This is a genomic window from Halobacillus mangrovi (assembly GCF_002097535.1).
Taxonomy (GTDB): domain Bacteria; phylum Bacillota; class Bacilli; order Bacillales; family Halobacillaceae; genus Halobacillus; species Halobacillus mangrovi_A.
The window spans coordinates 1,560,577-1,583,236 of sequence record NZ_CP020772.1 but is presented as its reverse complement, the minus strand read 5'-3'; the positions used below and the strand labels follow the sequence as shown (position 1 = coordinate 1,583,236).

Sequence of the window (22,660 nt, the reverse complement as noted above, 5' to 3'; positions counted from 1 at the left end):
ATCCTCCTTGAACTAAACTTAGATTTCATGTATGAACGTTTACATACAATTATTATTGTATCATGAAGTCTTCAACAATTTTAGCGAAAATTCTCGGCTCTTCGAGATGCACCGTATGTCCTGCATTATCGATCGTAACCCATTTCGCATTAGGTAGTTCTTTTGTCATATGTTCATTAATTCGGTGAAATTTGTGATCTTCTGCCCCTGTAATCAACAGGACATCGGCTGATACTGTACCTAAACGGTCCCACCATGAAGGTTGTTTTCCTGTTCCCATACCTATTAAGGATTCCGAGAGGCCTTTAGGATCTTGTTTCGTACGTTCTTCCCGAAGCTTACGTTTCGCTTCTGCAGATAAGTTGACCTGAGTTCTGAAAAGTGGGATGTTCTCCCACATCGTTACAAACGATTCGATCCCTTCTTCAGCAACTTTTCTAGCAAGACCTTCGTCCTTAGCCTGCCTAGCTAGCTGATCTTCAGATGATTGAAGGCCCGGAGATGCACTTTCCAAAATAAGTTTATCCACGAGCTCAGGATACAAGATGGAGAATGATAAGGCTGTTCTACCTCCCATAGAGTACCCTAGCAGACTCACTTTATCAACATTCATCTGCATTAGTAAATCTTTAAGGTCTCGACAAAACTGTTCCATCGTAAGAACCCCAATCGCTCCAGTCCTCGCATGTCCAGGAAGATCGATTCTCACCACACGAAAAGTTGTATTGAATTGCTCGATGATTTCTTCGAACGTAAGGGTACTCCCTGTAAATCCATGAAGCATTAACAGGACTGGGCCTTCTCCTTCTTCTTCAACCCAGTACTTTCGGCCCCTGATTTTTTTATACATTATCCGTCACTCCCATGTAAGACGGCTTCCTCTACGCTTCCCCACTTCGCTTTATGGAAATCGACATGGTCTGTTCGACTAATAACGAGTTCAATGACAAAAATTCCTTGATATTGTTGGCTTTGTTCCAAACTCATTTGATAATCCGACCATGTCTCCACTTTTTTATGGATACCACCGAACATACGGACGGAGTGAGAAAAGTCAAGATCGACAGGAGTTCCGAATAATTCTTCAAAGTTTCGGGCTTCATTTGCTTGAGGGAGATAAGAGAATATCCCACCTCCATTATTGTTAATAACGACAACTGTTAAAGGGATATTATAACGTCTTGCCATCCACAGCCCATTCAAATCATGGAAGAAGGAAACATCACCTAGCAGCAATGTTGTGGGCCGTCCTGACACTGCTGATCCTATAGCTGTAGAAACAACCCCATCGATGCCGTTCGCTCCTCTGTTTGTCAAAATGTTAATATCCTTTGGCGTTGACATGAAGAAGCTATCGACGTCCCGAATCGGCATACTATTCCCCACAAATAGATTCGATCCTTCCGGGAGATTTTGAGAAAGATAGACGACCGCATGCCCTTCATTCAGGGGTTCTTCAGGCTTTTTCAACATGAGATCTTTAGCTGTCTGGTTCATTTTTCCCCATCTCTCCAGCCAATCTGTTTCTAAACTTCCTTCAGAAAATTCTGTCGTCAACTGTTCGCAAAATAACTTAGGATCCGCCCATATAAACCGCGGTTGAATTCCAGCAGGCTCTCGATAGCTTTTATAGGAATCTACAATTAGATGGTCAATATCGTTCCACTTTTTCACCCATTTTGAATAAGCCTTTGATACAGGCATCGCTCCAAACCTCAGGATATAATCAGGTTTTAATTGGTCTCTTAATGTAGATGATTTCAATAAGGCATCATAATTCTCTATAATGTTTCTTTTGTCATGTTCTCCAGCTCTTAGGCCTGACAGTGGATCAGCCAGTACAGGAACACCTAAACGTGATGCAAGCATTGTCACCGATTCATTTAGTCCAGCATCTGTATGTGGACCAACCACGATGACACCCCTTTCTTTCGAAGCTAATCTTGCCTGCAACTCTGATACCAATTTTTCGTCCAAAAGAGCTTTTCCAGCCGCAGCTCTAGGTATCGGCTGAATATCCCCTCTCCATAGACCGTCTAAAGTGAAATCAGGTACGAGCGGTTCTCTAAAAGGCATGTTCAAATGGACAGGTCCTTTATTCCCGCCGATACTTTCTTCTACTGCACGAGCCGCCTGCCTTCTTGCATACATGTGAAGACCAGCCTCCGGCAGTGCCATATCTTGATACCAACATACATATTGACCAAACATATGAGTTTGGTCAATCGCTTGCGGTGCTCCTACGTCCCTCAATTCATGAGGACGGTCAGCGGTTAAAACAATTAAAGGAACCCGGCTGTAGTAAGCTTCGACAATAGCTGGATAATAGTTGGCTGCAGCGGTCCCTGATGTACATACAATAGCGACAGGTTTTTGCTGTTCTTTCGCCATCCCCAATGCAAAAAAGGCAGCAGACCTTTCATCTAAATGGATCCAATGTCTAATGCCGCTATGTTCCGCAACCGTCATCGCCAGAGGGGTCGATCTTGATCCTGGAGATACTACGACATGGTCAACTCCTGAATAAGCTAGTTGATCCACGAAATGAGTAACATATTTTGTTAAAGATTCGACATGTTCCATTAATATCCCCCTAAAACAGACAACATCGGTTTCAACTTGACGGCTGTCTCCTCATACTCTGCTTGTGGATCTGAATCTTCTACAACTCCACATCCTGCAAATAAAGAGGCGCTGTCATTCTGAATTAAAGCCGATCGGATTGCTACGGCGAATTCTCCATTATTATGATCATCAAACCACCCGATCGGTCCAGCATACCATCCTCGATTTAAAGTTTCATGATGCCGGATGTACTCGACCGAACTTTGCTGAGGGAGCCCCCCAAGAGCAGGTGTTGGATGGAGTTTTTCAATGACATCCAATATCGTGTATCCTTCATCTAACGTGGCCCGTACTGGAGTGTACAGATGCTGTAAATTTTTTAGTGGATACAAGACTGGTTCTTCAGGGATATCGACATTCGTAGCACAGGCTTCCACCGCTTCTTTTATCATTTCGACGACAAATTGGTGTTCCTGACGGTTTTTCGGATCATGCAGCAGGTCACGGCCAAGATGCTGATCTTCCTCTTCCGTTCCTCCCCTGGGGACGGTGCCAGCAAGACACGTGGATATTAGTTCACGTTTGTCAACTTTCGCAAGTCGCTCTGGGGTAGCACCTACGAAATAATCACCTTCACTTTCAAAGCCAAAAATATAACTATTGTCTTGTGATTCTGCCAAAGCCTTTAAAACGCCAGCGATTTGTACAGGCTCACTGAAGCTTATACGCAATTCACGGGCAAGGACGACTTTTTCCAGAAGCCCTTTTTTAATATCGTCTGTTGCCTCTTTTACGGATGCCTTCCAAAGTTCTGGTGCCACTTCTGAAGTATTTGTCCTCTCAGGCAGCTGGAAATCATGATCCGTTAAACTTAAAAGCTTTTCATGATGATCAGCGATCTGATTGACGATCTGCTGCTGATGATCTTCAGGAAAAATCATTACATTGGTCGTTAAAAATGATTTTCCGCTTTTATTAGTTAGAAGATAGGCAGGGATTGTCATTTGACTATCCGGAAAAGCCTCCCAGGGTGAAGCATTTTTTTGTTTGGAATCAAAGCTGAAGCCTCCTATGGCAACAACTCCTGTTCCTTTTTCACCATATCGATTATAGATTACCGCGTGTTCACGGATTTCATTCCAAAGTGATTGCACTTCTTTGAAGCGACGCTCACTTGTCGCGAATAACTTACTCGCCGTTCCAACGCCCACCATAGTGAAATCCTCTTCTGCGCTTCGCCAAAACAAACGATGATAATCGACTACTTGTCCATGATCCATGAACTGATAAGCATCGATATAATCAATTTGATCGACTACGCTGATTAATTGCGGCTCTGTATAATGACGTGCTTTTTCAATAGCTTCGCCGATAATCTCCTCTATATGAGATGTCTTTGTATGAAGCATACTTTTTCCTCCCATTCATTTAGGGACGTTCTAAATTTATTTGAATGATATGCGAATCATTATGAAGTCTCTAAACGTGCATCTCCCTCTATTTTATTCTCTTTTTTCTCTTGACTCAAGGAATCTCCTTTACCTCTTGCATATTCTTACAATGATTGACACTATGGTCCTGTTTCCCTAAACTTAAATTGATATCATAAAGAATAGTATAATTGCAAGGGAGAGAACATCTATGAGCTCTGTTCAAAATCAAAACATGAAAGCTTCCTTGAATGAACGTGAAGGATTTCAAGTGTGGTGGAGGCTTCTTCGTCCTCATACACTCACAGCTGCATTCGTACCTGTATTCATTGGAACAATGTTAGCCGCCATTGAACAATCCATTAACTTCTGGTTATTTTTAGCTATGTTATTGGCTTCCATCCTCATTCAAGCTGCAACAAATATGTTTAACGAATACTACGATTACGTCCGTGGACTGGACACAGAAAACTCCGTAGGGATTGGAGGCACCATTGTACGTGATGGAATAAATCCACGTGTCGTCCTATCTCTCGCCTTAAGTTTTTTTGCTATAGCAGGTTTATTAGGTGTCTATATTTGCCTATCCTCCAGCTGGTGGGTTGCTTTAGTCGGACTTGTTTCGATGCTTTTCGGCTACCTTTATACCGGCGGGCCATATCCAATCGCCTATACTCCACTTGGGGAAGTGACAGCAGGATTTTTTATGGGGACTATCATCATTGGAATCAGTTATTTCATACAGACCTTAAGCCTCACGATTGAAGTCGTCCTTATTTCTATTCCCGTCGCTATCTTTATAGGGGCCATTCTTCTGGCAAACAATATCCGTGATCGGGTTGGAGATGCAGAAAACGGAAGGAAAACACTCGCCATCCTATTTGGCCATAAAGGTGCTGTGCGTTTTCTAATTTCACTGTTCGCAGGTGCTTATGCTCTGACAATCACCTTTATTTTATTCGGCTTTTTACCATACTGGGCGTTGATCAGCTTATTCAGTGTCCGCAAAGCTGTTGATGCAATAAAAGGGTTTAAAGGAAAATCCGAACCTCTTGAAATGCTGCCTGCAATGAAGGCGACCGCTCAAACGAATACCGTGTATGGGCTGCTTTTAGGAATATCATTATTATTACAACTTTATATCCCGCTAGGATAAACACACAAAGAAGGATGGTTTCAGACCATCCTTTTTTTAACTAGGTTTGATACTGGCAATTGTGGGAAATATTACTTTAAAGGACGGGGAAGATATGGAAAAAATGATGAAAAATACTTTGATGGAAACACTAGGAATGGAAATCGAAACAGCAACGCCTGATTTAGTACAAATTCGTATGCCAGTAGATCACCGAACACACCAGCCAATGGGCTTTTTACACGGTGGGGCAAGTGTAGCTCTAGCGGAAAGCGCTGCGAGTATCGGAGCTTTTTTGAATATTGATAGTAATCAATACCAGATCTTTGGCATCGAAATCAACGCGAATCACATTAAAAGTGTCCGCAACGGAGTTGTAACCGGTGTTGCGACACCTGTCCATATTGGTAAAAATACGATGGTTTGGGAAATCAGAATCGAAAACTCTTCCAGTGAATTGATCTCCACTTCCCGTTGTACCATCGGGGTCGTTCCTCTAAAAAGCACATAACTTTTTTCTATACACACCGCTTCCAGAAAGGAGAATGATTAGATGTTAACAAAAGAACAAAAGGATACATTCAAAAAAAGATTATTGGAAATGAAAGAAGAAGCCGAAAAGGATTTAGAAGAATACCGAAACAATCGAGCCAAAGAAGACTATCAAAATGATGAGACGGGCGAGATCAGTAGTGTGGCAGACCACCCTGGGAATTTGGGAACAGATCAATTTGAGAGAGAAAAAGAAATGACCTTTTACGAACAAGCCCGTGAAAAGCTTATGGAAGTTAATGACGCTTTAAAACGCATGGAGGAAGGAAAGTATGGGTTAAGTGAAAAATCCGGCGAACCAATTCCTATAGAGCGGTTAGAAGCAATGCCTACTGCGCGCTATCGGGTAGATGAAATAGAAGATGAACAGTAAAAGATCATCGAATCAGAAAAAGGAGCTTCCCCATTGATGGGAGGCTCCTTTTTGATTTCCATATGCTCAAGCCGCTGAGGATGAGCGAACTTTCTTCTGCTCTAACCACGGCTTCATTTTTACAAATAAGGGTACAAACAAAGCTCCAATGACAATTCCTTTAATCACATTGAATGGAAGAATTCCAGCCATAATGGTGACCCATTTAACATTGGCACTCATTGTCTCCCATCCCATAAACCAGCTATAGGCAGGAAGAATTAGAAAGTAATTCAGAACACTCATACCAATCGCCATGATGACAGAACTTGTGACCAACCCAGACACGAGCGATTTTGTAGATTTAAATTTATGGTAAATCATAGCTACCGGTACAACAAAGAGTGTTCCTGCTGCAAAGTTAGCGACTACTCCCACGGGGTCTGCGGCCCCTGTGTAAATCAGGTACAATGTATTTTTCAATCCCTCTACAACGACTCCTGCCATAGGGGTGAATAGAATTGCAGCGATTAACGCAGGCACTTCACTGAAGTCCACTTTCAAGTATTGCGGAAGCATCGGCAATGGGAAATTCAAAAACATTAACACCATTGAAATACTCCCTAATAAAGCTAATATAATTAATTTCAACAATTTTGATGACTGACCTGTGTGCGGGTTCATCATCGATCTCCCCCTTCATCTTTTTCATCGATTCACATCCCAGATGAAGGTGAGCACGTTCCCTTTTTGCAAAATAAATAACCTTAAAGCATGTACTGGGGCTTTAAGGCTGAGATTAAATCGCGCACAGGAAACAGAAGGTAGCAAAAATACCTACCTGCTTCGCTCGACATCTTCTCCCATCCAGACTGTAACTGTCGGTCCCGGATTTTCACCAGGTCCACCGCTCGGTCGAAACCTCACGGGTCACGGACTAAGAGTGCGCAAACACTCATCACCGTCGGTCGGGAATTTCACCCTGCCCCGAAGATGGAATCGATATAGTATTGTATTTTTATTTTATATAAAATGTGTTTCTGCCGCAAGTTAAAAGTTTTCTACTAAGTTCTATAGATGATTAAGGGCAACTACAAAACCTCTTATTACTGAAGAGCCAACTTCAAGTTATTTGTGGATATTTCCGTTACCATATTAGGTAAAAGCAGGTCTGTGAAACCCGCCCTCTTTCCCTGGGATTCGGTTGAGTCTCCTTCCAAAATACTGCTCTCTTATTAAATAAATGATTACCCATTAATAAGGCAAAATAAAAAGCACCCGTAGGCGCTTATATATCGTTTACCTTATTCAGAAGAATCTTCAACGTAGGTGAAATCGTACTTTCATCAACAAGACCATCCTCACTCATCTGGACAGCGTCTAAATGAGAGGTGAAATGGTCTTCATAAGGATGATAAGGAATTTGGCCGGTATTTAGCTTTCCTTTCAAGGATAGAATGCTTTGATGCAGAATTTCTCTGTCCATGATGCACCTCTTTCAAAAAAAGTATTTTCTACTATCCTATCCATCAAGGTTCAATTTTAGACCTTCATCCTAAAAGAAAACCCGAGGGTTGTCCCCTCAGGTTTCCGGTTAATCATCCAACGGATTTAAGCTTTCTTCTCCTTTCATATTCGCAATCATCTCAACGAGAAGATCGATTTCCTGCTCGATGTCTTTTATACTCACCGTCTCTACAGGAGAGTGCATGTATCTTAGCGGTAAGGAAACCAAACTTACCGGGACGCCTTTACCAGTTAGACGCATTTTATCTGCATCGGTTCCCGTCATCCGAGGTGTTAACTCATACTGAACATCCATCGTAAGTGATTTCGCGGTGTTTTCAAGCAACTGATTAATTTTTCGATTAATTGGTGCACCTTTTGCTAATACAGGACCTCCCTCTAGTCTTACATCGCCATGCTTACGCTTATTCACTCCAGGATAATCGGTCGCAAAAGTCACATCACAAGCAATCGCCATCGTTGGTTCAATTCCAGCTGCTGCGAAAAAAGCACCTCCCATATTTGTTTCTTCATTTACAGTGCTTGCAGCGTAAACGCCTACATTCAAATTTTTCTCAGATAGTTTACGAAGTACTTCACCAACGATAAACTGACCTGTACGGTTATCGAGCCCTCTACCTGATATGTAGCGATCCATCATGACTTCTGGCTCACGTTTATAAACAGCAAGATCTCCAATTTGAACAAATTCCTCTATTTCCTGTTTGGACTTTGCCCCACAGTCAATGAATAGCTCTTCTAAACCAAAATCTCCTTTTAAGCCCCCATGGTGTTGAGCATTGACACCAATCACACCTGTCAAAGCTTTTCCATATCCAAGTACCGTCACTTTCATCCCGACAGCTGCTTTTGGATTGATCCCGCCCATCTTGTCAAAATGAAGAAAACCTTCTTCATCAATTCGGTTGACAACAAGGGCTATTTCATCACAGTGACCTGCGAGCAATACCTTAAAGTCTGCTTCAGGGTTGAGAACAGCAATAGCGTTTCCAGCATAGTCCGTTCTGATTTCATCTGCAAAAGAATTCATCTCTTTAATCCAACGCTTCTGAATCTCCATTTCCATACTGGATGGTGAAGGTGTTTGTAACAATTCAAGTAAAAAGTTTAATCGTTCCTGATTCATATTTGTCACTCCTCTTCTGTCTTCTTCTTTTATCATAACAAAAAAGATTTATCAGTTTTTTAAATTCATGCATATTCTCTAACTGAATAGGGTACAAGGACTTGTATGCCATGCGGAGGAGGATTATTGATGAACTTAGACGAATGGTTCCAAAAAGGGTGGACTGCTCAGGAGTATGTTGATTCTATGAACCAACATCAAGAAAACCTGGTCTATATATATGAACATTTCAAAGTTAACCCGGAAGACTATCCCTTGTTTGAACGACTGCAAAAGAAAAACATGCGTGCCATTATCCTCACCGAGGACTGGTGCGGAGATGCTATGCTGAATATCCCAATCTTTTTGAGACTGGCTGAAGCTGGACATATCCAAACAAGGTTTCTGCTCAGAGATGAAAACTTAGAACTAATGGACCAATATTTAACGAACGGTTCCTCCCGATCGATTCCTAAAATCATTTTTCTTCATCCTAACGGTAAAGAAATTGGGACATGGGGACCACGAGCAGAAAAAGTTCAGCAATTTATAGACCACGCAGTGCAAAATCTGCCGGATCAATATTCTAATGATTTTGAAGAAAAACGTAATGAAATGCTAAAGTTTGTAACAAAAGCTTATCGTGATAATCGAGATTTCTGGTCTTTCGTATACGAAGACATGAAAATCACTCTACAATAACTTGCCGTTAAAAGGCAGGTTATTTTTTATGTTTGAATGTTGACCTAATTACCGATACTGATGGTAAAAAAGGGGCATAAACATGCAGTATTGGATTCGCCTGTATTTTCAAATCCCGCTTTTTCTCAGGCTTCTAGGCACGGTCATGATCATGATGACCCTGTTCGGAGGCATCATCCATATATTAGAGCCCAAAAGCTTCCCCTCGCTTTTTGATGGCATCTGGTGGGCTTTCGTGACCGGAGCTACCGTAGGATACGGAGATTACGTTCCGCTAAGTCCAGCTGGAAAAATTACCGCTATCCTCTTAATCCTTACCGGAGGAGGATTGGTCACTTTTTATATGGCTACCCTGTCAGCATCTACAGTCAAACACGAACAAGCCTTATCTAAAGGGGAAGTAGATTTTCGAGGAAGCGATCATCTCGTCATTATTGGCTGGAACGAACGGACACGTCAGTTGATTGATATGATCGGCAGCCAGGATTCTCCAGAACGGATAGTATTGATCGACAGGTCTATGAATCAATTTTATCAGCGCTTATCCAACTTGCATTTTGTTAAAGGTGATGCGACAGAGGAATCGATTCTTGAAAAAGCAAATGTACGTCAAGCAAGAATGGCTGTTGTCACCGCTGATCCATCTAAGAAAGAAGAACAGTCGGATCAATCCGTCATACACCAAGTCGTCGCTCTTAAAGGGCATCACCCTGACTTATTCATCATTGCTGAAGTTCTGACGGACAGACAAAGAATTAACGCAGGGAGAGCTGGAGCTGACACAGTTATCAGGTCTAACGATTTTATGAGCAGCCTTTTTTACCATGAACTTTATCGTAATGATCCTATCCAGCCATTTGAAATGCTTCTTGATTTATTGACAGCAAGGCAATTTCATGAAGAGAAAGTACCTGAGCAATTTGAAGGAGAACCTTTGATGAAAGCATTGGAATACTTCCTAAAAGAAAGCTGTCAGATTATCGGAATTAAAAAAGGAGAAAATGTCTCCTTTGATTTACATGCTGAAACCAAGTTAGAGAAGGGTGATTACCTGATTGTCTTTTCACCGCTTCGTCATTAAGGCTTGTTCCACTTGTGCAAGAACTTCTCTTCCTGTGCTGACGTGCTCCTCTGGAAAAGAAGCATCTTTATCTACAGGCTCCTGGAACTGGTCAAATATGGCACGGAAATTTCCTTCCTTTACGTTATCATCAAGACCAGGGTTGTATTTATGAGACAACAGAAAGGGCTCTTTCATTTGAATAGTGGCATAATCACTCGGAGCATCCAACGATCCTGAAGTAACTTGAAATGGAAGCCTTAAGAATTGATAACCTACTCGATCATCAATTTTATAGTCAAAATATCCATGTTCGTAATCCCAGTTATCCGAAAGTTTGAATCCTAAAGGTTTTAGTTCGCTTTCTACATCATTGAACGTATACACTTCATTTGTAATGGAAGAAGATAAAGGTATCACGGGCAAACACTCCTTTTTAGTCCTATCTTGCCCAAATAAAAACACCTCAGGTCATCCATTTTCTGGATGACCTGAGGTGGAATTTTTTGTCATTATAGACGTTTTTCTAACTTTTCTTTTTCTTCTTCGAATCCTGGTTTTCCAAGAAGTGCGAACATGTTTTTCTTGTAAGCTTCTACACCAGGCTGATCAAATGGGTTTACTCCAAGCAAATATCCACTGATTGCGCAAGCCTTCTCAAAGAAGTACACAAGATAACCGAAGGTGTAGGCATCACGCTTAGGCAAATGAACAATTAAGTTCGGAACGTCTCCATCTGTATGAGCAAGCATCGTACCTTGGTAGGCTTTTTCGTTAACCTGATCAACCGTTTTTCCAGCAAGATAATTTAAACCATCAAGGTTTTGTTCGTCTTCTTCTATCGTAATATCAGATGCTGGTGATTCCACGTGCATTACTGTCTCAAAAATATCTTTACGACCGTCTTGGATATACTGGCCAAGAGAGTGTAAGTCAGTTGAAAAATTGGCTGATGAAGGGAAAATTCCTTTCTGGTCTTTACCTTCACTTTCACCAAACAACTGCTTCCACCACTCTGCAAAGTATTGAAGAGACGGCTCATAGTTGACAAGCATTTCAATTGTTTTCCCTTTGTTGTAAAGGACATTACGAACCGCTGCATATTGATAAGCAGGGTTATCTGAAAGCTGATCAGAGCTTAACTCTTTACGAGCAGCTTGAGCCCCTTTCATCATTTCATCGATATTAATTCCACTTGCTGCGATCGGAAGCAAACCAACAGCAGTCAATACGGAATAACGTCCCCCTACGTCATCTGGGACCACAAAAGATTCGTAACCTTGCTCATCCGCAAGAGTCTTCAAAGCACCTTTGTTTTTATCTGTAGTTGCATAGATACGTTTACGCGCTTCTTCTACCCCATATTTATCCTCAAGGAATTTACGGAAGATACGGAAGGCGATTGCTGGTTCTGTCGTTGTTCCACTCTTAGAAATAACATTGATGGATACGTCTTTTCCTTTAAGTACATCAAAAAGCTCATTCATGTAAGGAGCGCTGATGCTGTTTCCCACAAAGAAAACTTGCGGAGTTTTACGAGCATCACTGGAAAGCTCATTGTAGAAACTGTGGTTCAGCATTTCCAGAGCAGCACGTGCACCTAAGTATGAACCTCCAATTCCGATTACAAGTAAGACATCAGAATCTGATTTAATTTTTTCAGCAGACTGTTGAATACGAGAGAACTCTTCTTTATCATAATCTTCTGGAAGATCAAGCCATCCTAAGAAATCGTTCCCTGCTCCCTTTTTCTCATGTAAAGCTTCGTGTGCTAAGGAAACAGCACCTTGCATATAATCAAGTTCGTGCTCACCAAAAAATGGTAACGCCTTTGCATAGTCAAAACGAACATGTGTCATGTGTGTTACCTCCTATATCATATTATTAACCAAGCCATTTTTAACTTTATCGAAACCTTAATCTTTAATCAAGCAAACCTCAATTTGTAAACGGATACATTCTAAAAAAAAAGAAGTTCAGGATTATTCCTGAACTTCTTCCTCCTATTATTTGGATAGTTCTAAGATTTTCTCAACGTCTTCTGCTTCCAATTTGTTGAAGTTACCAAATGGCCCGCGCTTCATAGCACGATCTACGATAACATCAAATTTTTCATCCGTAATCTCATAATCACGAAGTGTTTCAGGAGCGCCTAGAGAAGTCCAGAAGGAACGAAGCGCTTCAATGCCTTCTTCTGCTACTTGCTGTTCAGACTTACCTTCTGCATTTACTCCGAATACGTTTGTAGCAAGCTGAGCAAAACGCTCAGGCCTTACCTTCAAATTGTGCTTCATCCAGTTCGGAAATAAGATAGCCAAACCGCCTGCGTGAGGAATATCATATACGGCAGAAACGGCATGTTCAATATTGTGACTTGCCCAATCTCCACGGTATCCCATTTGCAACATTCCATTTAGGGCGATTGTACCAGCATAAAGAATGGTTTCTCTATACTCATAAGACTCTAGATCGTCAAGGAGTTTCGGTGCTGTATCAATGATGGTTCTCAATACGCCTTCAATCATCTCATCCTGTACAGGCGATTGCGTCGGTGTATGGAAATACTGCTCAAACAAGTGAGTCATCATATCAACAATTCCATAGATCGTCTGATTTCGCGGTACTGAAGCTGTATTGGCAGGGTCTAGAATCGAAAACTTTGGATTGGTAAAAGGAGGAGCTCCCCATCCATACTTTTCATTCGTTTCCCAATTCGTGATCACAGAACCTGCGTTCATCTCAGAACCTGTTGCAGCGAGAGTCAGAACCGTTCCAAATGGAATCGCGTCCTCAGGAGTCCCTTGTCTTGTCACAAGGTCCCAAGCGTCACCATCGTATTTTGCTCCAGCGGCAATAGTTTTTGTGCAATCAATGACACTGCCGCCTCCTACCGCAAGCAAAAAGTCAATATCTTCATTCTTGCAAATCTCAACACCCTTATAAACAGTGGTGAGTTTTGGGTTTGGTTCAACTCCTGAAAGCTCATGGACTTGAACTTCCGCTTTATTTAATTGATCCATGACTTGATCATATACACCATTCTTTTTAATACTGCCACCGCCATAAACAAGCAATACCTTTTTGGTACCAGCAGGCAATTGATCTGGCAGTTGTGTAACTTGATCCTTACCAAAGATCAGCTTTGTCGGATTGTAATAAGTGAATGTTTCCATGTTGAGATCTCCCTTCTTAACTAAAAAGTCTCGAGTCATATTATCTCCGAATTTCTTCTAATACTCAAAAGATATGCAATATGTATATTTCCTGCTGGCTAGTTCAAGCTATGAGTGAATAAAATTTCGGATTAGAAAGGAGTGCGTCATATGAGTTGGTTTCAACGTGTAGCCCTATTGTTAGTCATCATTGGTGCCATTAACTGGGGATTAATCGGATTGTTCCAGTATGATCTTGTTGCCGGTCTATTTGGAGGCGGAGAACAAAGTGGAGCATTCGCACGTGTCATCTATACACTTGTTGGCATTAGTGGACTTATTGCCATTTCCCTTTACTTCTCCCCGGCTGCCGAATATAGTGACACAACTGCAGAATCTGCTGAATAGGACAAGAGTTAGTAAATATTAAATAAAAAATGGACTAGTCTTTTAAAAGACTAGTCCATAACTTTTCATTTATTTGCGAAATTTTTCGCGATCGTCAGACTGTTTGATCCAGTCTTCTAGTTTATCTTTTAGTGTGTTGAACCCTGCTTGAGCATCTTCTTGCTGCTTAGGTGCAGCAGCTTGTTTACGAGGGCGCTGCTTTGGTGCCTCTTGTGTCGCACGGATAGAAAGAGAATATTTATTTTTCTCTTCATCAATGTTTAAAATTTTAACCTGAACTTCATCACCTTCTGAAAGATGTTCGTTAATATCTTTTACAAATCCGTGAGTCACCTCTGAAATGTGAACTAAACCTTGAACTTGATCATCAAGGGCTACGAAAGCACCATAAGGTTGAATTCCAGTGACTTTACCTTCTAATACTTGACCTTCTTGAAACTTCTCTGACATTCTATACAACTCCTGATATATATTATTCGCTTCTTTTCACGCAATTAATGATTTTACCACAGTTCGTACCATTTAGCAAAACCAAATTCTTAAAGAAAAGAAGCTGAAGCGTGTTACTTAGTCATTCGATGAATGTTCAGCTAAGTTCGGCTTATCCTGCACTTCGTCCCAATGGCTCTACAAAATATATCACGAGTTTTTTATAGTTATAGACGCTCGTCTGCGCTTTTGCAGGGATAGGCACAACGTGCAGCCTCAAACCGAAAATTTTTCCCCACCTCATCATTTACTAGCTATTATGAATGAGTGTCAAAGTGTTCACAATTTGATGGAAAATTTGCTCATCCATAATTTGCTGTCATGATATAATAAAAGAAAAGCACTCATAGGAGGAGTTCATATGACTGTTGGAGATAATATTAGAAAATATCGAGAGGCACAAAACATCTCTAAAGAGGATTTAGCCTTGAAGGCACGATTAGGAGTAACGACTCTAGAGAGCTATGAATCCAACGAACGCGTACCTGAGCTTGATACGATATTGAAAATATCCACTGTACTGGATATTCCTGCATCTGAACTGATGGAGTTCGAAGATGAAAATGATACAAACATCGACTATGAATTAGAGAAATTAATTCAGGAGATCGGAGTAAAAAGCTCAAAATTGATTCTGAAAAAAGCGCGAGACTTCTCTGAACAAGACGTTTTAAAAGCAATGAATCTACTATATGAATTAAATCAGCAAAAAAAATAAATTAATAGGTTTAAAACCTATAAAAGCTGGTTATATATAGTAACGTAAGACTTTCTCGTATTCCCCCTGTTTAAGCAGAGCGAACGTTCGCTTTGCTTTTTTTTTGATTAAAATTCCTCAAACAACTTATTTTCATCGATCATCTGCTTTCGGTTATGATAAATAAAAAGACTAGAGAATTTGGAGGAGTTTGATTTGAACCGTTTCGAAGAAGTGATTACAAGAAAAGGGACAAGGTCTGTAAAGTGGGATATGGCAGAACAATTATATCAAGATAAAGAGGTACTGCCCATGTGGGTAGCAGATATGGATTTCAAAACCCCAGAGGCTGTGATGAAAGCATTAAAAGAACGTGTGGACCACGGCATTTTTGGCTATACCATCCCCGACGATCTTGTAAAAGACCATATTGGGAATTGGCTTAAAACAAGACACAATTGGGATATTGATGCAGATTGGATCAGTTATAGCCCAGGTGTCATCCCCTCCCTTCATATGATTATCCAATCTCTTACAGAAATCGGCGATCACATCCTTATTCAAACCCCTGTGTATCCGCCTTTTTATAGTGTGGTAAAAAGTCATGGGAGGCATGTGGTTAAAAACCCATTGACCCTTAACGGCGGCCAATACGAAATTGACTTTGATGATTTTGAACAGAAGATTAAGGAAAATCACGTAACCATGTTCATTCTTTGCAACCCTCACAATCCTGTTGGAAGAGTGTGGACAAAAGATGAATTAGAAAAGATGAGCGAAATTTGTCTCAAACATAATGTCACAATCGTATCCGATGAAATTCATGCGGACTTAGTTTTAGGATCTCATACACATATTCCGATTGCTTCTCTTTCCGAGGAAGCAAACCAAAATACGATTACTTGCCTTTCTCCAACGAAGACCTTTAACTTAGCTGGTTTGCAGGCCTCTTACATTGTCACGGCAAATAAAAAGATGAAAAAGGCACTTGATAAACAATTTAACAATCAAGGGATGTTCATGTTAAACACTTTAGGAATTACAGCCATGGAAGCTGCATATAAACATGGCGCTGATTGGCTAGATGAATTGAAAGAAATCCTTGAATCACATCGGGACTATGTGATGGAACGTTTTCACGAAGAAACGAACGCGCTCAAGGTGATTCCGAACGAAGGCACCTATCTTTTATGGCTCGATTGCAGGGAGTTAAATCTTTCACAGAAAGAACTGAAATCCTTCATGCAGAAAAAAGCAAAAGTCGGCTTAAATGATGGAGCATCTTTCGGAGATGAAGGTGAAGGCTTCATGAGAATGAACCTTGCCGCCCCTCGCTCCATTGTCGAAGATGGGGTAAGCAGAATCATCCAAGCCGTTCATGAACACAAATAGTTTTTTACCCAAATTGTCGAGAGAAGGGTCTAGGCCATAGTAAAGCAGTGAGGTTAAAAAGCTAACGCTGGAAACTTACATGGATCAGCGCGAGCCGAAGATCCCAAAGAAAAGCGTCTTTACTTTTTGAGGAAGCTGAGGTCTTTCCTGTGTTTGAGCGGTAATTAAACCCTATTTAGTCCATAAAAATTCCGAACTGATTTTTGCTAAATCGTTCGGAATCTTTTGGTTCATTCAGTTTTGTCCCAGTCTCTTTTACCTGCTATTTTTCTTGTTTTTTATCCGGCTCAGTAGGGTCACTGGCTTCATCTTCATCAGCATCCAGCGTAATTTTGCCACACGCAATTCTATCTCCTGAATCACCTGCAGGCTGAGTCATTCCATCATCTTGTCCGTTGGTAATAACAATGGATGTGCCTTCTTTTCTTAATAGGGACATTTGCCCTTCTTTAAGCTTTGCTTCGGAGAGCATTAGTTTAACATCCACCATACCACTGGCGTCAGCTTGAACATTCTGCATATCCCCTGCATGTGCACCATCAGTATTCATCAAACCATGATCCTTTGATTTTGGATTAAAGTGATTCCCTGCACTTTTAAATTCAGGGGCCTCACACTTCGGAAACTCGTGAATATGAACGGCATGGACCCCAGGCTCCAGACCTTCAACCTTCAAAGCCACCTCTACGCCATCGGGCTTTTCTGTTAATGAAGCCGTTCCGATCTTATCATTAGATTGATTATAAATGGAAGTGTCCAGAGGAGATCGCTGGTCACCAGTACATCCAGAAAGTAATGCGCCACTTAATAAGAAGAAGCTTATCCATTTCCTCATCCTTACACCTCAACCATCTCTAGCGTTTATTGAGTTAGTCTCCCCAAGATTACGGAATCTATAACAAAAAACCACGCTGGATTCTCCGGCGTGGTCTTGTCAGTTTTCATTCTCGTGTTCTTCTAGTCGGTACGTATGGTTGGTTTTCTTCTCCTCTTTTTGAGATGCTTTTATAAGAACAATCATAGTAACGGCTGCAAGGATAATAAATAAAAGAAGCATAAGAACAGCGGGAATGTACTCGCTTTTGTCTTGAGGAAAATAAAGAAATTCCATCATAGGAGCATCACTTCCTTCCCTTGTGTCCCCATTATAGCAGAAAGCGGCCCTTCACTTCACGTACTTCATGATTTCTTCACAATTCACTTCTTTGATACAATGTCCTATAGAGGGGGAATGCAAATGGCAGATTTGAGCATCGGCAGCATAGTGAAAGCCCACTATAAATCAGGGATTTATATAGGGGAACTCGTTGAAGATCGAAATCGCTTTTACTTAGTAAAAATTTTAGCTGTGGAGAAACACCCTATGCAAGGAGACCTTCATAATCCTGGAAAAACAGAAGGGGTATTCTTTCATCAAAGAAAAGCACTAAGTTATATGGAAAAAGCAAACATTCAAAAAGAAGCGGTTCATCCCTATGAAGGTTCCTCCATTCCTGACTATAAAGAATCACTTATCGAATCCATTGAACAGTTGAAAGCAAAGTTAACGAGAAGAGAAACGAAATTTAACCAGCAAGCGTATAAGCAGCTGGAGGATTTAGAACACCAGTACTTTCAAAAGTAGCAAAAAGAGAGGTGGCCCAAAGAGCTCCCTCTCTTTTTTAATTTCCTGGCACTTTCAGGTTTTTCTTCTTCTTCACAGGCTTACCATATACTTTATTTGTAATGGCTGAGGCTTGTTCGAAAAGAAACATACCGATAAAGGCAGCAATTAAAATGTATATTCCACTGAATACCTTAATCACTCCTGTCGCCACACTGGCAATGACAACCGAGAATTCTCCACGTGCACATAAGGATAATCCTGCACGAAGAGAAACGCGCCTAGACAGACCATACATCGGGCCTCCTAGTACACCGAGTAAGATCTTAGCGATGACAGACCATACCAGAACAGCAGCCAGAAGCCCTACCATAGGAATGCCATCACCAAGCTCAATCGTTGTTCCAAAGTAAATGAAAAATGTAGGAAGCATGAGATCCCTGACAGGAAAAACGGTCTGTTCGACTTTTTCAATTCGTCCAATCTCCGCTAACATCATCCCGGCAAGGAATGCCCCCAAGACTTCGGACAGTCCGAGGTATAAGGCTAGTCCACCATAAGCAAGCGCAATGCCTACTAGTAAAGCAATTTTGAAGTCTTCATCATCAATTCGATCAAGAAACCTCTCAAATCGCTTGAATACGGTTTTTCCAAGCACAATGGCTAAAACGGTCAACCCTATGATTTTTCCGACGAGCAACAGGAATGTAGATGAGGCGAAGCTCTCACCCGTACTCACTCCAAACAAAATCGCTACAACAATCGGGGCCACAAGGTCTTCGAATATCAGAATGGCTAACATAAATTCTGTTTCTGTGTTCGCCATTCGACCCCTGTCGTCCAAAAGCTTAGCCGTAATTGACGAACTTGTAGCGTAGGCGAGCCCGCCAATCAGAAAACTTGAGAATAAGTCCAAATTAAACAATAGAGCAATTCCTGTCGTCACTCCTAGACTCAGAAATACATCCAGAAGTCCTGATGGCCATATTTTCTTCGCTATTCCACCCAAACGTTTTACATTAAATTCTAACCCAAGAAGGAAAAACAACAATACAATCCCAATTTCACTGGCAAAATGCAAAAGTTCGCTCTCATGAACGAAATCCGCGAGAATAATTCCCAGTAAGATATAAAGAATGACATTGGGCAATTTAATCTTAAGACTCAAAAAACCTAAGTAAAATATGAATAGCAAAATAAGCCCCGCGCCAAGCAGGGATGGAAATTCAGAATGCAAGGGTCATCATTCCTCTCCTTTACACAAGTCGGACAAGGTATCGATTTGATCCTGCTTTCCAATAGTCATGATGACGTCTCCCGGCTGTAGTTTGGTATCTGCTTCTGGAATCGCAATAGTTTCGTCTCCTTTTACGATGCCAATAATAGTAGCTCCAGTCTTGTTTCTTATTTCAGATTCCTCTATGGTTTTATAAGCCAAGCTGGACTTTCCTTCTAATTCCACCCAATCAATAACAATCTGGTTTTGAAAAATTTTCAGTTTGTCTGCATCAACTGGCTGGTAGGTAGCACCAAGAAGCTGAGCCCCTAGTTCCCGTGTTTCATCTGAAGTTAAGTCCATGGCAAAGTCTGCTTCTTCACTATCGGCATCTTCAAAAAAGTAAAGTTCCCTTTTCCCAGTGTGATGGACGATTAGAACAAGCATGCTATCTTCGCCTGTTTTCAAAGAAATTTTTTGTCCGATCCCAGGAAGCTGGGATATAGATATATTCACGACACATGCACTCCTTACTTTCATCTCTTTCCTATACTTAGTGATTATACCAAACATCTTTTCTAAACCCTATTTGCATTAGAAAGGAAACCTTCTAACTTCAGCCTCACAAGCTTTTACTGGTATTTGTTTTCTCCATAGTGGTGTGGTAATTTAAAATAGTTAAAGATATTGAGGAGGGAATACCTATGACAACACATATCGGAGCAAAACCTGAAGACATCGCTGACAAAATTCTTTTACCCGGCGATCCATTGCGCGCTAAATATATTGCTGAAAATTTCTTAGAAGATGTATCATGCTACAACGAAGTACGTGGCATGTATGGTTATACTGGTACTTACAAAGGTGAAAGAATTTCCGTGCAAGGAACAGGAATGGGCGTACCTTCTATTTCCATCTATGTTAATGAACTAATGGAAAGCTATGGCGTTCAAAAATTAATTCGTGTTGGTTCCTGTGGAGCGCTTCAAAGTGATGTTAAAGTCCGTGACGTTATCCTTGCTTCCACATCAACCACAGATTCTCAAATGAATCGCATGGTGTTCGGTGGCATTGATTTTGCACCTACAGCAGACTTCAATTTATTGAAGAACGCTTATGAAGCCGGTGAAAATAAAGGACTAAAGCTTCGCGTCGGAAATGTCTTCACTAGTGACAGCTTCTATCGCGATGAGGCCATGGACCTTTTTAACTTGCTGGCTAAATACAATGTATTAGCTGTGGAAATGGAAACAACTGCTCTTTACACGCTAGCAGCTAAATATAACCGCCAGGCCCTTTCAGTTCTTACCGTAAGTGACCATATCCTTACAGGTGAAGAAACAACAGCAGAAGAACGTCAAACGACATTTAATGATATGATTGAGGTAGCGCTTGAGGCTGCGATTCAAGACTAAATTATGAAGACACCCCCTACACGTTAGCGGGGTGTTTTATTTTACCAACACGTTATCAACATCTTCCCTATTTACTGTAAGCAACAAATCTCCCACGTTTATTATAAGTTCTCCGGAAGTGATTACCTCAAGCTTACCTATATATACCCAGTCTTTTGTAGAAACAACCACTTGTTGACCTGCGCAGTCTTCTATTTCGACTATTCTTTTTCTTTGAAGGGACATCTTCTCCCCTCCCCGAATCGAGTTCTCTGTATCTTATACAGACTAATCGGATCCGGGTGGGTGTGTACCTACTTTTATAAAAATTACCCAGGCAATCGATCGCCTGGGGGTCATCCGGTTATGACAAAACGTAGCCAGCTAATGTTTTTGACATCACACCTGTAGGGCCTTTAGGACCTAGATCGTGCGGGCTTTCTGAAATAGAAGTACCAGCGATGTCTAAGTGTACCCACGGCGTTTCTTCTACAAAAGCTCCGACAAAAGCTCCGCCCATAATGGCGTGTGCTTTTCGTGTTGGAGAGTTATTCAAATCTGCGATGTCACTCTTTCTTACTTGAGCTTTATAATCTTCATTGTATGGAAGCTGCCAAATCGGCTCTCCCATCTCTTCTGCGATTTGCTGAAGGTCATTGAATAACTCTTGATGGTTCGTCATCGCTCCAGTCATCCAGGAACCTAACGCAGTTACCACTCCTCCAGTAAGGGTAGCCACATCAAAAATTCGGTCTGCTTTTTGGCTTTTCGCAAAAGTGACTCCATCCGCTAATGCCAGTCGGCCTTCCGCATCCGTATTTAAAACCTCTATGGTTTTTCCACTCATAGAAGAAATGACATCATCGGGTTTAAAAGCGTCTCCGGCTATCATATTATCTGTAGAAGGAATGACAGCAAGAATATTCTTCTTTGGTTTCAAGCGGCCGATGGTATCCATCGCTCCAAGGACAGCAGCGGCACCGCCCATGTCCCCTTTCATCCCTGGCATTCCCGTCTTAGACTTTATGGAGTATCCTCCAGTATCATACGTAATTCCTTTGCCGACAAAAGCTGTTACGTCTTCCCACTTTTCCAGTCCTTGATACTTTATTACGATCACCTTAGGAGGTTCAACCGATCCTTGATTGACTGCGAGTAACGCACCCATGCCCAGCTTTTCCATATCCTCTTTTTCAAGAATATCAATCTCAAATTCATGATCCTCAGCTAAAGTCTTAGAGAATTCAGCCAGTTCATTTGGTGTGAGAATATTTGCGGGCAAGTGGACAAGATGACGAGCCGTATTAACTCCCTGTGCTAAGGCATACCCTTTCTCTAAAGCTTTCAAAAGAGGTTCTTCTTTTCCTTCATAGATCACATGAAGTTGTTGAATCATTTTTGGTTCTTGGCGTTTTGTTTTGAATGAAGGCAAATGGTAAGTCGAAGTAAATAAAGCTTCGCCTATAATTTCACCTAATTCTTCTATAGATAAATGAGAATTCAAACTTGCAAAGTCTACTGTTATTCCTTCGTGCCCTTCTTTAACAATGGATTGAAAGGCATGGCCTAGTGCTTTTCTAAAGGAATGCTTTGTTAATTCTTTCTTCTTGCCTAGGCCAAGATAATATTCCCTTTTGTTCTGATTAGGGGAAAGTACCTTTGATAAGGTTTTGTATCGATTAGAAATATCCCCGCTTCTTATGTACATATTGGCTGTTTCTTTCCATGAAGAATCTACATTGGTAGAAACCTCTTCTTCTGATTCCTCTTTAAAAAGACCTATGAGGAGGGTCTGATCATTTTCAGTTCGTTTGTTTTTAATATTGAACACCATTATCACCTCTGTTTCTTAGTATACAAAAAATATTTCCTTAATACGAA

The 22,660-nt window shown here is 41.2% G+C and carries 26 protein-coding genes and 1 riboswitch; of the genes, 10 read left to right on the top strand and 16 right to left on the bottom strand.

The features are described from left to right. Nucleotides 1-52 precede the first annotated feature (52 nt). The 3 genes from menH to HM131_RS07650 are packed head-to-tail and all read right to left on the bottom strand — an operon-like array spanning nucleotide 53 to nucleotide 3,974. A complete protein-coding gene (gene menH / locus HM131_RS07660; protein WP_085029204.1) occupies nucleotides 53-850 on the bottom strand; it encodes a 2-succinyl-6-hydroxy-2,4-cyclohexadiene-1-carboxylate synthase in 798 nt (265 codons plus the stop codon). Next, entirely contained in the window at nucleotides 850-2,583 is a 1,734-nt protein-coding gene (gene menD, locus HM131_RS07655; RefSeq protein WP_085029203.1) for a 2-succinyl-5-enolpyruvyl-6-hydroxy-3-cyclohexene-1-carboxylic-acid synthase, read from the bottom strand. The genes menH and menD overlap by 1 nt, the downstream gene beginning before the upstream one ends. Continuing rightward, nucleotides 2,583-3,974, bottom strand: a complete 1,392-nt coding sequence (locus tag HM131_RS07650) for an isochorismate synthase (RefSeq protein ID WP_085029202.1) — start codon at nucleotides 3,972-3,974, stop codon at nucleotides 2,583-2,585. The genes menD and HM131_RS07650 overlap by 1 nt, the downstream gene beginning before the upstream one ends. A 232-nt stretch (nucleotides 3,975-4,206) precedes the next feature. Between HM131_RS07650 and HM131_RS07645 the strand changes: the two genes are divergently transcribed. From HM131_RS07645 to HM131_RS07635, 3 genes are all read left to right on the top strand, one after another. Then, the gene (locus HM131_RS07645) at nucleotides 4,207-5,151 is read left to right on the top strand and encodes a 1,4-dihydroxy-2-naphthoate polyprenyltransferase (protein WP_085029201.1); all 945 of its coding nucleotides are present in this window, start codon (nucleotides 4,207-4,209) and stop codon (nucleotides 5,149-5,151) included. Nucleotides 5,152-5,245: 94 nt separating this feature from the next. Next, nucleotides 5,246-5,641 (top strand): hotdog fold thioesterase, encoded by a 396-nt coding sequence (locus HM131_RS07640; protein ID WP_085031859.1) that lies wholly within the window; start codon nucleotides 5,246-5,248, stop codon nucleotides 5,639-5,641. Nucleotides 5,642-5,683: 42 nt separating this feature from the next. After that, nucleotides 5,684-6,055, top strand: a complete 372-nt coding sequence (locus HM131_RS07635) for a TraR/DksA C4-type zinc finger protein (RefSeq protein ID WP_085029200.1) — start codon at nucleotides 5,684-5,686, stop codon at nucleotides 6,053-6,055. A gap of 66 nt (nucleotides 6,056-6,121) precedes the next feature. Here HM131_RS07635 and HM131_RS07630 read toward each other — a convergent pair whose 3' ends face one another. From HM131_RS07630 to HM131_RS07620, 3 genes are all read right to left on the bottom strand, one after another. Further along, nucleotides 6,122-6,721 (bottom strand): ECF transporter S component, encoded by a 600-nt coding sequence (locus HM131_RS07630; protein ID WP_085029199.1) that lies wholly within the window; start codon nucleotides 6,719-6,721, stop codon nucleotides 6,122-6,124. A gap of 164 nt (nucleotides 6,722-6,885) precedes the next feature. Further along, a riboswitch (FMN riboswitch) is annotated at nucleotides 6,886-7,033 on the bottom strand. 289 nt (nucleotides 7,034-7,322) lie between these two features. Continuing rightward, a complete protein-coding gene (locus tag HM131_RS07625; RefSeq protein ID WP_085029198.1) occupies nucleotides 7,323-7,520 on the bottom strand; it encodes a hypothetical protein in 198 nt (65 codons plus the stop codon). A 108-nt stretch (nucleotides 7,521-7,628) separates the two neighbouring features. Further along, the gene (locus tag HM131_RS07620; protein WP_085029197.1) at nucleotides 7,629-8,687 is read right to left on the bottom strand and encodes a M20/M25/M40 family metallo-hydrolase; all 1,059 of its coding nucleotides are present in this window, start codon (nucleotides 8,685-8,687) and stop codon (nucleotides 7,629-7,631) included. Nucleotides 8,688-8,816: 129 nt separating this feature from the next. Here HM131_RS07620 and HM131_RS07615 point away from each other — a divergent pair, with 129 nt between their 5' ends. Both HM131_RS07615 and HM131_RS07610 read left to right on the top strand, forming a co-directional pair. Next, complete coding sequence (locus HM131_RS07615; RefSeq protein ID WP_085029196.1) at nucleotides 8,817-9,368, top strand: thioredoxin family protein; 552 nt, start codon at nucleotides 8,817-8,819, stop codon at nucleotides 9,366-9,368. An 82-nt stretch (nucleotides 9,369-9,450) separates the two neighbouring features. Continuing rightward, on the top strand, nucleotides 9,451-10,449 hold the full coding sequence (locus HM131_RS07610; protein ID WP_085029195.1) for a potassium channel family protein: 999 nt from the start codon (nucleotides 9,451-9,453) through the stop codon (nucleotides 10,447-10,449). Here HM131_RS07610 and HM131_RS07605 read toward each other — a convergent pair. The 3 genes from HM131_RS07605 to HM131_RS07595 form a co-directional block, all read right to left on the bottom strand. Beyond that, nucleotides 10,432-10,848 carry a YugN-like family protein gene (locus tag HM131_RS07605; protein WP_085029194.1) on the bottom strand — a complete coding sequence of 139 codons (417 nt, stop codon included), beginning with the start codon at nucleotides 10,846-10,848 and terminating at the stop codon, nucleotides 10,432-10,434. The genes HM131_RS07610 and HM131_RS07605 overlap by 18 nt on opposite strands. Before the next feature lie 92 nt (nucleotides 10,849-10,940). After that, entirely contained in the window at nucleotides 10,941-12,287 is a 1,347-nt protein-coding gene (locus HM131_RS07600; RefSeq protein WP_085029193.1) for a glucose-6-phosphate isomerase, read from the bottom strand. 147 nt (nucleotides 12,288-12,434) lie between these two features. After that, nucleotides 12,435-13,601 carry an iron-containing alcohol dehydrogenase gene (locus HM131_RS07595; RefSeq protein WP_085029192.1) on the bottom strand — a complete coding sequence of 389 codons (1,167 nt, stop codon included), beginning with the start codon at nucleotides 13,599-13,601 and terminating at the stop codon, nucleotides 12,435-12,437. 150 nt (nucleotides 13,602-13,751) lie between these two features. Between HM131_RS07595 and HM131_RS07590 the strand changes: the two genes are divergently transcribed. Further along, a complete protein-coding gene (locus HM131_RS07590) occupies nucleotides 13,752-13,988 on the top strand; it encodes a DUF378 domain-containing protein (protein ID WP_085029191.1) in 237 nt (78 codons plus the stop codon). Between the two features lie 69 nt (nucleotides 13,989-14,057). Here the strand turns inward: HM131_RS07590 and yugI are convergent, their stop codons facing one another. After that, on the bottom strand, nucleotides 14,058-14,438 hold the full coding sequence (yugI, locus tag HM131_RS07585; RefSeq protein ID WP_085029190.1) for a S1 domain-containing post-transcriptional regulator GSP13: 381 nt from the start codon (nucleotides 14,436-14,438) through the stop codon (nucleotides 14,058-14,060). A gap of 400 nt (nucleotides 14,439-14,838) precedes the next feature. Here yugI and HM131_RS07580 point away from each other — a divergent pair, with 400 nt between their 5' ends. After that, nucleotides 14,839-15,195: a helix-turn-helix domain-containing protein gene (locus HM131_RS07580; protein ID WP_085029189.1), complete on the top strand. Its 357-nt coding sequence runs from the start codon at nucleotides 14,839-14,841 to the stop codon at nucleotides 15,193-15,195. Nucleotides 15,196-15,390: 195 nt separating this feature from the next. Next, nucleotides 15,391-16,566, top strand: a complete 1,176-nt coding sequence (locus HM131_RS07575) for a MalY/PatB family protein (RefSeq protein ID WP_085029188.1) — start codon at nucleotides 15,391-15,393, stop codon at nucleotides 16,564-16,566. A gap of 262 nt (nucleotides 16,567-16,828) precedes the next feature. On the opposite strand, the gene HM131_RS07570 is transcribed toward HM131_RS07575, so the two are convergent. Together HM131_RS07570 and HM131_RS07565 are read right to left on the bottom strand one after the other, a co-directional pair. Further along, nucleotides 16,829-17,401, bottom strand: a complete 573-nt coding sequence (locus HM131_RS07570) for a superoxide dismutase family protein (RefSeq protein ID WP_085029187.1) — start codon at nucleotides 17,399-17,401, stop codon at nucleotides 16,829-16,831. Between the two features lie 99 nt (nucleotides 17,402-17,500). Then, entirely contained in the window at nucleotides 17,501-17,680 is a 180-nt protein-coding gene (locus tag HM131_RS07565; RefSeq protein WP_085029186.1) for a hypothetical protein, read from the bottom strand. Nucleotides 17,681-17,803: 123 nt separating this feature from the next. Between HM131_RS07565 and HM131_RS07560 the strand changes: the two genes are divergently transcribed. Beyond that, nucleotides 17,804-18,190: a kinase-associated lipoprotein KapB gene (locus HM131_RS07560; RefSeq protein WP_085029185.1), complete on the top strand. Its 387-nt coding sequence runs from the start codon at nucleotides 17,804-17,806 to the stop codon at nucleotides 18,188-18,190. A 37-nt stretch (nucleotides 18,191-18,227) separates the two neighbouring features. On the opposite strand, the gene HM131_RS07555 is transcribed toward HM131_RS07560, so the two are convergent. Next, the gene (locus tag HM131_RS07555) at nucleotides 18,228-19,406 is read right to left on the bottom strand and encodes a cation:proton antiporter (RefSeq protein WP_085029184.1); all 1,179 of its coding nucleotides are present in this window, start codon (nucleotides 19,404-19,406) and stop codon (nucleotides 18,228-18,230) included. Between the two features lie 6 nt (nucleotides 19,407-19,412). Next, nucleotides 19,413-19,901, bottom strand: a complete 489-nt coding sequence (locus HM131_RS07550; RefSeq protein WP_085029183.1) for a cation:proton antiporter regulatory subunit — start codon at nucleotides 19,899-19,901, stop codon at nucleotides 19,413-19,415. Nucleotides 19,902-20,089: 188 nt separating this feature from the next. On the opposite strand from HM131_RS07550, the gene deoD reads away from it, so the two are divergent. Next, nucleotides 20,090-20,800: a purine-nucleoside phosphorylase gene (gene deoD / locus HM131_RS07545; RefSeq protein ID WP_085029182.1), complete on the top strand. Its 711-nt coding sequence runs from the start codon at nucleotides 20,090-20,092 to the stop codon at nucleotides 20,798-20,800. 36 nt (nucleotides 20,801-20,836) lie between these two features. Here the strand turns inward: deoD and HM131_RS07540 are convergent, their stop codons facing one another. Beyond that, complete coding sequence (locus HM131_RS07540; RefSeq protein WP_085029181.1) at nucleotides 20,837-21,025, bottom strand: hypothetical protein; 189 nt, start codon at nucleotides 21,023-21,025, stop codon at nucleotides 20,837-20,839. Nucleotides 21,026-21,143: 118 nt separating this feature from the next. Further along, nucleotides 21,144-22,610, bottom strand: a complete 1,467-nt coding sequence (locus HM131_RS07535) for a leucyl aminopeptidase (RefSeq protein ID WP_085029180.1) — start codon at nucleotides 22,608-22,610, stop codon at nucleotides 21,144-21,146. Between the last annotated feature and the right edge of the window lie 50 nt (nucleotides 22,611-22,660).